Source organism: cf. Phormidesmis sp. LEGE 11477 (assembly GCF_015207105.1).
GTDB lineage: Bacteria > Cyanobacteriota > Cyanobacteriia > Phormidesmidales > Phormidesmidaceae > Phormidesmis.
The window spans coordinates 31,840-41,592 of record NZ_JADEXO010000047.1 but is presented as its reverse complement, the minus strand read 5'-3'; the positions used below and the strand labels follow the sequence as shown (position 1 = coordinate 41,592).

Sequence of the window (9,753 nt, the reverse complement as noted above, 5' to 3'; positions counted from 1 at the left end):
GCTCCCTAAACACGGGTTGCCCAGCGAGCAAATTGTGCGCCTGGCGCTTCAGCATCTACAGCCAACCGTTTTATCCAAACGTAAGTCCGCTCTACTTCTCCCTAAATTACTCAAAGCTAAACCTAAGTACCCTGAACGCCAAGAAGAACTGCCTGTTGCCGCTTAAAATAAAGCTCAGCTTTCAACAAAAACTTCGCACTGCCTAGTCACTATGTTCAACCTGAAGCCAACCCTGTTATTGTCGGTCCTGTTGTTACCACTTCCCAATTGGACCGTAGTAGCTGAAACTGTGCCTACTTGCAACCCTATAGGCCGCATTGAAGGGGGTACCAGCGACAACTATACGCAGAGAGGTACAGTCGTTTGCAGTGGTTCTGAAATCCTTAATCCGGTTGAGATAGAACTATGGTGTTTCTCTACTAGGGAAACTATTCTTTTGGATCGTACACTCACTATTGATTCGGATACATGCGATCAGCCAACAATAGGTGGCAATTCGTCTATTTGTCATAGAGAAGGTATTCTCCGCTTTTTGTGTTTCAATCCAAAAACGCCGGAACAGTCTCAATTTCAGGTGCTAGAGCCTGATGTAGTAAGTGGACCAAGACCCGATATCGAGTGGGAAGCGGTACCCGAAGCACAATCCTACACTATTTATGTTGTAGGCTCGGATATTGAGTGGCAGCGGGCTACAGAAACAGCGACGACAAGCTTGGCCTATCCTGCGGATGAATCGCCGCTAACTATCGGAACTGCCTACGAGATTATTATCACAGCTGTTGTTGACGAGCAGATCACAGCTTCAGCCTCTACTGTTGTTAACGTTAGAGACACTGCCGCGCGGCGAGTAACCCTTCAGCTTGCCGCCAGGATGAACGGAGCCCAATAGTAAGGATGACTGAAGTCATCGCTATTCATTAGGTTAATCTGTGCCTGTTGTAGCGCTTCAGAAGAACTTCTGCCCTCTGCTAGTGACCTGTAGAAGCTATCTATCAGAGTAGATCCTCCCGTGGTGTCTTGAAGCCATAAAGGGGCGATCGCACTGCGGGCACTTGACTGAACTGCTAATCCGGCCAGACCCAACACAGCCCTATCGTCACCAGATGCTGCCTGACAAGCGCTCAGAAAAAGTAGGTTTATCCCTTCTGTACGTTGGAAAAGACGACTCAGATCAATTAAGTCAATAGGCTCATCCCACGCCAACAAAAAAGTCCGCTCCGGCAGAGAACTAAATTGTCCGTGTGTAGAGATATGGACGATCTCAAAGCCGCTATCGGTCAGCACGTCGTTTAGTCCCTCTATCGTAAACTCCTGATTGAGCAAAGCTTGTTGAGTGCCAATATAGGCATCTAAGTACTGGGCTTCTAGTTCTGTTTCTGGCAAAGGAGCAATGTCACCAGAGAGAGACGAGACTTCATTCACTGCATCAAAGCTGGGTGCCGACGTTGAAAGCCCCGCAAACATGACATCAGCACCTGATACAGTCGGATTAACACGCTGCATCTGTAGCGATATAGAGAGAGGATGAGTGGCTATCAAATACTGCTGTCCGTCATGCAAGAGTCCTACTGGAATCGACTGGAAAGGTGCATCTAGGGCAAAAGTTATCTCTTGATTGTCTTGTAGCAGACCAGCTTCGACAGCTGGTCTCAGCAAGGCGTCATAAAGTCTTTGAGCGTATGGCAGAAATTCTTCTTCTGGCGTATCGACAAAGCTCACCGACTGAGTATTGGCAATAAGGCTATCAGCCGCTGCTGTGATATCGGCGGCAGCGCCTTTATAGCCGTATGAACGTCCATCTTGAGTAACAACAACCTGGATTACATCACCTAGATTGATAATATGAGCTGTTGTCTGATCAGCTCTTTGAACAGCAGGTGCCAGACGTCCGCAGCGAAGAAAGTTTTCTAACTGTGCTAGCTGAAGTGAGTCGTGGACCTGGTTGACTTGCTGGAGATCAGGGACTTCTTGGGATGCTAGCAATCTCATATAGTCTCGGTAAACTGGCTCGACATTTTCTCTAAAAGAGAAGCGCAGCTCAGAATTTACAGCGAGTAGATCGTTGCGGACATCAGATAGCGCGGAGATCGCATTCCGGTAGTACTGCTTTGCTGTGTCATCTTCACCACCTTGCTCACTGAGTACCGCCAGTCTGTAGGCCCATTGATAGGAAAGATCGTAAGCTCTGACCGACTGGGCAAGCGCAAGCGCTTGGTGATACTGCTCTGATACTAGCGATCGCGCCGCACCTGTTTGGGCGAGGAGTTCTCCAGTAGTTCCATAGGCTGAGGAGCGAGCCCTATGGTTATCTATTCGCTCAGCTATATCGATGGCTTCTGTCGTGAGTAACTCAATCCTGTCATAAGCAATAGAATCTCCCCAGCTCCACTGATCCTCGCTACGCTTAATCGACATCAGACTATTGGCTAGATTCAATCTCGCATAAATAGATTCAATAGCTGGTAGCTGATTGAATCCATTATCGCCTAGGTCTTCGTAGACAAGCTGCGCTGATACCGCTAGCGATTCAATCCAGGCTTCTTCTAGCGAACGGTTGTCTGAACGCTGTTCTAAAGCGCGAGCAAACATACCAATCATGTTCAGACGCGCTTTCTCTGCTAGCTGCGGATTAGAAGAGCTGCCAACGGATTGATAAAGAGAGACTGCCTTATTGCTCGTTTCAGCTATCTGAGTCAGCTGTTGAGATTGCTCTATCACCTGATTTTTATCAATACGACTGTAGTCCTGTAATGCTTGCTGAAGTGAGAGATTATAAACATTAGCCAAAGCAAGCATAGTCGATAGCCGCTGCTCAGATGTTTCCGAAGTAAGACTTTCGGCAATGGTCAATGCCGCGATTGCTTCCTCCAAATTACTAAGCGAACCTAAGTTCTCGCCTAGCAACCGAATACCGATTGTGTTGACTGGGCTAGTACTCACTTTAGCTAGCTCGGTAACAACCATCTCTCGCCCAGCTTGCGGCTGACAGAGCCGCTCGGTAACGCTGAGTGCCTCTGTAATTGTTTTACAAGCTACAGGATTTAGCCCCAACGCTTGTTGAGCCAGTGATTGATTTAGCTGAGTCCCTACAGTTCCTTCTCTGTCGCCTTTCTCTCGGTAAAGTCTTTCCGCATCGCGCCAGGTGGAGAGAGCTTCAGCCGGGACACCACTGTAAAGTAAGCTAAATCCTTCCTGATTTAACTCATCAGCCGTTGAATAGGCTTGGGCGTAACCAGAAGAATTCGCAGAAAGCGCGAAAGCTAAGAAAAAGCCGATTAAGGTCAGTAGCCAGTTGCGAGAGAATCTCATAGTACAATTAAACTATTAGCCAAGTAGGAGCGTAGGGATAGCGTGGACTTATCATCGCCCTCTCAGTCGATATTGGCAGCTATTACAATTACGATTCCAGCGCTATTCTCAACAGCATCAATCGTTTCTGCTCAAAGTGTACCAGCACTACCACCTCAAAGAATTGAGCCATCGCCAAGAATAGAACCTGAACCATCAGTTGAGCCATTCGAGCTGCCTGAAACGCCGCCTGAGTTGAACGTACCAGATCTGCCGCCTGATGGCATTCCTGAGATACCATCGACCGAATCAACGTTATTCGTTACTGCGTTCACATTTGTTGGGAATACCGTCTTTTCTGATGAGCAGCTTCAGGCGATCGCGCAGCCCTACACAGGTAGGAGGATTACTTTTTCAGACTTATTTGAGTTAAGAAGTAGAATAACCGATCTTTATCTCCAGAATGACTACATTACTTCTGGAGCGTATGTGCCTTTAGAGGCTAACCAAAACGTTGATCCGAGTGCTGCTAACATCACGCTTCAAGTTATAGAAGGGGGTGTTGAGCAGATTGAAGTAGCTGGGGACAGACGACTTGAAGCGTACGTCCGAAGGAGAATAGCACCTGCAACGGCTGCTCCTCTCAGCCGATCCAAGCTAGAAGAGGCGCTTCGTTTGCTACAGGTTGATCCGCTAGTTGATAGCGTTTCTGGAAATCTCTCGCCTGGCTCTCAAACAGGTCTAAGTATCCTTGAAATAGAGGCTGTTGGAGAGCCTATTTTTGCCCTCAGCGCAGGGACGGACAATCGGCGATTGCCTTCGGTGGGTAGTGTTCAAGGACAAACTAGCCTATCGGCTTCTAACCTGTTAGGCGCAGGTGAGCGAGTGAGCTTCGGCTATAGCCTGACTGAAGGTAGCGACGCATTCGACGTTCAGCTCGCTGCTCCCGTAAATGCTAGGAATGGCACTTTGTCTTTTCAGTATGCATCCATTGATGGTCAAATCGTGGAGGAGCCAATAGACGAGTTCGATATTAGGACAGACAGTCGTTCATATTCGCTGTCTTTTGAGCAGCCCATCCTTAGAAGAGCAACAGATAGCGTCATTGATGAGTTCGTTGTTGGCATTCGGGGTACCAGAGTAAACAGTCAGGCTACGCTCGCTGGATTTCCCTTCCCTCTCTCACCCGGTGCCAATGATAATGGGGTGACTCGTACTGCTGAGTTGACGGCTTTCCAGGCATACTCACGACGTACTGGCAATGAGGCCCTATTTATTAGCTCTCAGTTTGACGTAGGTATAGACGCTTTCAACGCCACTGTCGGCGAAGAACCTGATGCTCAGTACATAACTTGGGGAGGGCAAGTTGCCTGGATACAGCGATTCTCTAACTCATCTGAACTCAGGCTTAGAGGGAAAGTGCAGCTTAGCGGCGAGCCCCTAATTCCCTTCAGCCAATTTTCTATCGGTGGCCCTAGCTCCGTTCGAGGTTATCGGCAAGGAGCACTGCTAGCCGACAGCGGCGTCAGCGGCACTGCTGAAGTCTTATTTCCTATCCTCCAGACTAGAGAGCAGGAGCTGAGCCTGATCCCTTTCGCAGGCGTTGGCGTAGGTTGGAATAACGGCAGAGAAAGAGCCCTAGATGATAATTTTCTAGCTGCTGTAGGATTAGGTACACAATATACCTGGAATGATTTCTCAGCTCGGATCAACTACGCCGTACCCTTCACAGATGTAGGGACGACAGGTAATAGCCTTCAAGAGAATGGAATAGATTTTGAAGTCCGCTATCAGCTTCGCTTCTAGGCTGGAGGCTCGCCTACGCAGGCTACGCCTGATGCTGTGAGCGCGTTTGCATTTGCGAGAGTATTTTCATCTACAAAACGGACAGTGCCATCTCCATTCGGGAGGAATCCTTGCGCTTCTATAATCTGACTACTTTGACTAGCTTCAGAGGGTAGAACTGTTTCGGGCGTGTTGTTCCAGCCTTCCCAGCTTCGACCTAGAGTTTCGTCAGAGAGTGGCAGTCCTCCCCGACCCACAACGGCAAAGCCTTCCTCAGAAGCCCTGGTACAGGCAACAGCTACAGCAGGTACCTCTAGAGGTGGGATTACCTGGTCTTCTGTCCGAAGTGATTCTTCTTGCACTCTGATATCAACAGTGCCATCTAGGGCTGATCCAGCTTCTGAAGTCGCGGTGATCGCGCTGTTCGGTGACTGAAATAACGAGTCGGACTGAAGCCGAACCTGGCCACCCAAACCCTCTTCGGCATTAGCAGAAATGATGCTTTCGTTCAGGAGCGCGATCGCTTCGCTGTCTATTGAGATATTGCCTCCGGTGCCTTCTCCCGCTGCTGATGCACTAATTGCTGTTTGAGAATCAGCAAAAATAGTTGAGGAATCTATAACGACACCACCACCTTGTCCACCATTGGTGATAGCAGAGATGTTGCCTCCTGAGAAAATCCGTAGTTGATCAACGGTAAGAACCAAGTTGCCAGCATCACCTACACCATCGTTTTGTACGCTGATGCTACCACCATTTTTTACAACCAAGTTTGGCGTGTCGATAGAGAGATTTCCTGCTTGTCCGAGTAAATTCAACGAGATTGGTGGTGAACTACCTGACTCACCCAATACGTTAAACCTAATAGCAGGACCATCTCTGAGAAATCCTTCGGTAGCTGGACCCACTAAAGCAACACTTGAATCAATACTGCTTGGGTTATGATCAGGAAGAGTTCCGCTCACTTCTATTAACTCACTTGCTCTGATGATGCTATCTCCGGCATTTCCCTCACTAATAGAGTTCGTCCCAACGTTTCCACCGTCTATAACTCGAAGCGTATCAGTATCGATGGTTAGCTGATTCGAGCTGCCAAATCCACCCGTAGAAGAAGATAGAGTAGAAGGCTTTAATGTAGTTGGTAGAGCCCCTTGAACAATGACTTCTTCTGCCTGAACATCGATTCTACCAGACTGTCCATCCATTACAGTTGTGCCTACTTGTGCGCCGTTGAGAACTCTAACCACTCCTGCATTCACAGTCAGATCGCCGGAACTTCCGTCGTTGACACCATTACTACTGAGCACTGATATCAATCGTTCAGATTCAGAATTAAAGCCATCTACTTGGAGGTAATCATACGCATCAACGACAATATTTCCGGCATCTATACCAATATTATTAGATAGAACTTGTCCACCATTTTGAATTAGTATCTGCGGAGATTCTATGGTGATGTCACCGCCTTGAAATCCCAAGTTGTTGCTGTATAAACCGCTTAGAAGCTCACCTGGTAGGTCAGTTTGCCCTACCTCGAAAGATGCTTCTCCAAGGATATTAATGCTACCAGAAGGGCGATCGCCTGTGTTGTTTAGAATAATAAGAGAGCCATCTCTGATTGAGACCTCTCCTCCTACGAGGTTGACCTGTCCAGCTGGCATACCACTATTTTCTATAAAAGAAAGTTCAGAGAGCGTAAGCTTACCGAGTGAATCAACCGACTCGTAATTGAGTTCAAATCCTGGCGCAGATGATGACGATACGACATTGACGAGTCCGTCTTCTACACTGGCTAGTTCTACGTTGCCGCCAGGTGTACGAATGATACCGCCGCGAATGTCTACCTCACCACCTACTAGGGCGATCGTTTGACCTGGAAGAACAGCTAGACCTACTTTAGGCGAAAGTTCGTCTAAATATATGTTGTCCACAACAGCTCTTCCATCGTTTTGCACAACAATAGGAGAAGCTCCTCGCAACCCTAGGCCAAGGGGAACGTTATTAGTTAGTAGCGGACTAGATACGGCTGGAGTAGTCGTGAACTTAACGCCCTCTGCGAACTCGATGTTGCTTGCAGTTGAAGCTAAAAAAGAACCTCCTGTTTGCAGCTGTGCATTTGGGCCAAACACAATTCCATTGTTGTTAAGCAGGTAGAGATCGGCAGTGCCGAGACCGCCAGGAACTCCTTGGGCGTCAGGCGTACTAACAACACCCAAAGTTCCTTCGATATTAGATAGAGATAATCCCGTCACCCTTGCGAAGATGCGAGCAACCCCTTCTGACTCCAAAAAGTACAAAGCCTGCTCGTTTGCAATACTAAATGTCTCGAAACTATGAAATAGATTAGAGCCTCTCCTAGCCCCGCCTACAACCAGATCTCCTTGAGACCCATCAGGCAGCGTGCTCGGAATAACGATTGATGGTTCTCCAGCAAGAGAACTATCAGGGATGACTTGTGCAAAAGATGCCCCTACCTGAGTAGAAAGGCTCCACAAGAGCAGACTGTATAGAGGAAGAGTAGTAATCTTCTTCATGGTTTGATAGAAGGGTTAGAGAGATCTTTACCTAATCATACATAGATTACATGGCCAAAAGACGGAAAATTATAGTCGGAGCAATACTTGCGCCTTTCGTAGTAATAGCTATAGATATGCTAGCTGGTCGTAGCCCATATCATCCTCTAGTCCATGTCTACAGATTCATGAGCTGGGGGATTTGTAAATCTACAGCGGCAGGCTGTCAGTACGACGACAACTTATCTTCACCGAAAGTCGGTCAAGCAGCGGTGGCAACTAGTCATCACGAGGCTACGCAGGTAGGGATAGACATTCTCAGCGAGGGTGGAAACGCAATTGATGCGGCAGTCGCAGTCGGTTATGCGTTGGCTGTAGTCCATCCTTGCTGCGGAAATTTGGGCGGCGGCGGGTTTATGACGCTGCGTCTATCTGATAAAACGACTAGATTCATAAACTTTCGCGAGACAGCCCCACTAGCCGCCGCCGAAACGCTCTATCAGGACTCGGAAGGGAAGGTAGTCGAAGGACTTAGCACCGATGGATATCTAGCGGTAGCTACTCCAGGCACAGTCGCGGGACTAGAGTACGCTAGAGAGAAGTATGGAAGTGGTAATTTTACCAGGGAAGAACTAATAAGTCCTGCACAAAGCCTGGCAGAAGAAGGGTTTACTCTAAGCGAGCCAGGGCAAAAGCTGCTATCTAGAGAAATGAGTGAAACCAACAAAGATTCCGAGGTGTCAGCTATATTTACAAAGCAAGGAGAGCCACTAAATCCAGGTGATCGCCTGGTGCAAAAAGACTTGGCCCAAACCCTGGCCTTGATTGCTAGTGAAGGAAGCTCAGCTTTCTATAACGGAAAAATAGCAGAAAGAATTGTCACAGATAGCCAGGAAAACGGCGGAATCCTAACGATGAGGGATTTCGCGACTTATCAGGTTCAAGACACAGAGCCCCTTAACTGTGACTATCGAGGTTTTACTATCGTGACAGCCCCTCCTCCTGGGGGAGGTTCTGTACTTTGCCAAATGCTCAACGTTGTGGAGGGGTATCCAATTGGAGAGTCAGAATATCAATCGGCACAGCACCTTCACTGGATGCTCTCGGCGATGCTGTTTGCTTACCGAGACCGCAACCTTTATTTTGGTGATCCTGATTTCTCCGATATTCCACTAGACCGAATACTCTCAGATAAGTATGCTGAGGAGTTGAGAACGCAAGTTCCTAGAGGTAAAGCAGTAAAACTAGAAGATAACTTTCCCAAAACGAGAGAGGGAGCGAACACCACTCATTTTTCTATCGTAGATGGGGAAGGAAATGCAGTTGCTGTTACTTATACAATCAATACACTTTTCGGATCAGGCATCATAGCACCAGAGACTGGCTTCTTCTTAAACAACGAAATGGACGACTTTACAGCTAAAGTCGGGGAGGCTAATTCTTACGGCCTAGTACAAAGCGAGGCAAATAGAATCGAGCCTGGCAAGAGACCACTTAGTTCTATGACCCCAACTATCCTCATGGATGCTAATGACAATCTCTATTTCGTAACAGGTAGTCCAGGTGGTCCTACAATTCCAACTACCGTTTTCCAGATAATCACTAACCTGATTGACTTTGAACTTTCTCCGTACAGTGCGGTGAATCAGCCACGAATCCACTACCAAGGTGTTCCGAACATTGTTCTGAGCGAGCCGTTTGGAGTACCAGGCGACTCTTTCGTCGATTTATGGGAATACGGATATAAAGTATCTCCTTTTATAAATTGGGGAGCTGCAATGTCAACCGGACATCAAGGTAAAGAGAGTCAAGCAGTAAAAGATTTCCGTAGGGTTCAAGGTGAGGCTACATCAATTGATCTAACTTCGGAGTGAGACGGAGATGAGGTTGTTGGATTCGTATGCTTTAGACCTATCTCAACCAGACACCAAATCTGTTGTATAGGGTGTCTCTTATTTTTTTCTGCGATTTCACAGATTATGGGCATTAACTTGTCGTTAAAAAGCAGAGAATAAGCGTCGATCTCTTGTAGTTTGCTCCCGCTAGCTGATGTGCTGGGAATCGAACAAATCTTGCGTAAGAGGATATTGACATATTGGGTTGTGCTGTAGCCTCCGGCAGCAGCTTCTTTCCCCAGGAATAATAAAACTTCTCCATCACAGCTGAA

General features: G+C 47.6%; 5 protein-coding genes. 3 read left to right on the top strand and 2 right to left on the bottom strand.

The window, feature by feature from the left end; all coding sequences use genetic code 11:
- Window positions 1–436 precede the first annotated feature (436 nt).
- Window positions 437–889 carry a hypothetical protein gene (locus tag IQ256_RS14885; RefSeq protein WP_193856334.1) on the top strand — a complete coding sequence of 151 codons (453 nt, stop codon included), beginning with the start codon at window positions 437–439 and terminating at the stop codon, window positions 887–889.
- On the opposite strand, the gene IQ256_RS14880 is transcribed toward IQ256_RS14885, so the two are convergent.
- On the bottom strand, window positions 856–3,309 hold the full coding sequence (locus tag IQ256_RS14880; RefSeq protein WP_193856333.1) for a CHAT domain-containing protein: 2,454 nt from the start codon (window positions 3,307–3,309) through the stop codon (window positions 856–858). The genes IQ256_RS14885 and IQ256_RS14880 overlap by 34 nt on opposite strands.
- A gap of 42 nt (window positions 3,310–3,351) precedes the next feature.
- Between IQ256_RS14880 and IQ256_RS14875 the strand changes: the two genes are divergently transcribed.
- Complete coding sequence (locus IQ256_RS14875; RefSeq protein ID WP_193856332.1) at window positions 3,352–5,094, top strand: ShlB/FhaC/HecB family hemolysin secretion/activation protein; 1,743 nt, start codon at window positions 3,352–3,354, stop codon at window positions 5,092–5,094.
- Here IQ256_RS14875 and IQ256_RS14870 read toward each other — a convergent pair.
- Window positions 5,091–7,607: a filamentous hemagglutinin N-terminal domain-containing protein gene (locus IQ256_RS14870; protein ID WP_193856331.1), complete on the bottom strand. Its 2,517-nt coding sequence runs from the start codon at window positions 7,605–7,607 to the stop codon at window positions 5,091–5,093. The two genes, IQ256_RS14875 and IQ256_RS14870, sit on opposite strands and share 4 nt — an antisense overlap.
- A gap of 116 nt (window positions 7,608–7,723) precedes the next feature.
- Between IQ256_RS14870 and ggt the strand changes: the two genes are divergently transcribed.
- Window positions 7,724–9,460, top strand: a complete 1,737-nt coding sequence (gene ggt / locus IQ256_RS14865) for a gamma-glutamyltransferase (protein WP_228024899.1) — start codon at window positions 7,724–7,726, stop codon at window positions 9,458–9,460.
- Window positions 9,461–9,753: the final 293 nt, after the last annotated feature.

What these genes read in the sequence shown, in the direction of transcription:
- IQ256_RS14880 (WP_193856333.1), bottom strand. Translation starts at nt 3,309, where the DNA reads ATGAGATTCTCTCGCAACTGGCTACTGACCTTAATCGGCTTTTTCTTA.
- IQ256_RS14870 (WP_193856331.1), bottom strand. Translation starts at nt 7,607, where the DNA reads ATGAAGAAGATTACTACTCTTCCTCTATACAGTCTGCTCTTGTGGAGC.
- ggt (WP_228024899.1), top strand. Translation starts at nt 7,724, where the DNA reads ATGCTAGCTGGTCGTAGCCCATATCATCCTCTAGTCCATGTCTACAGA.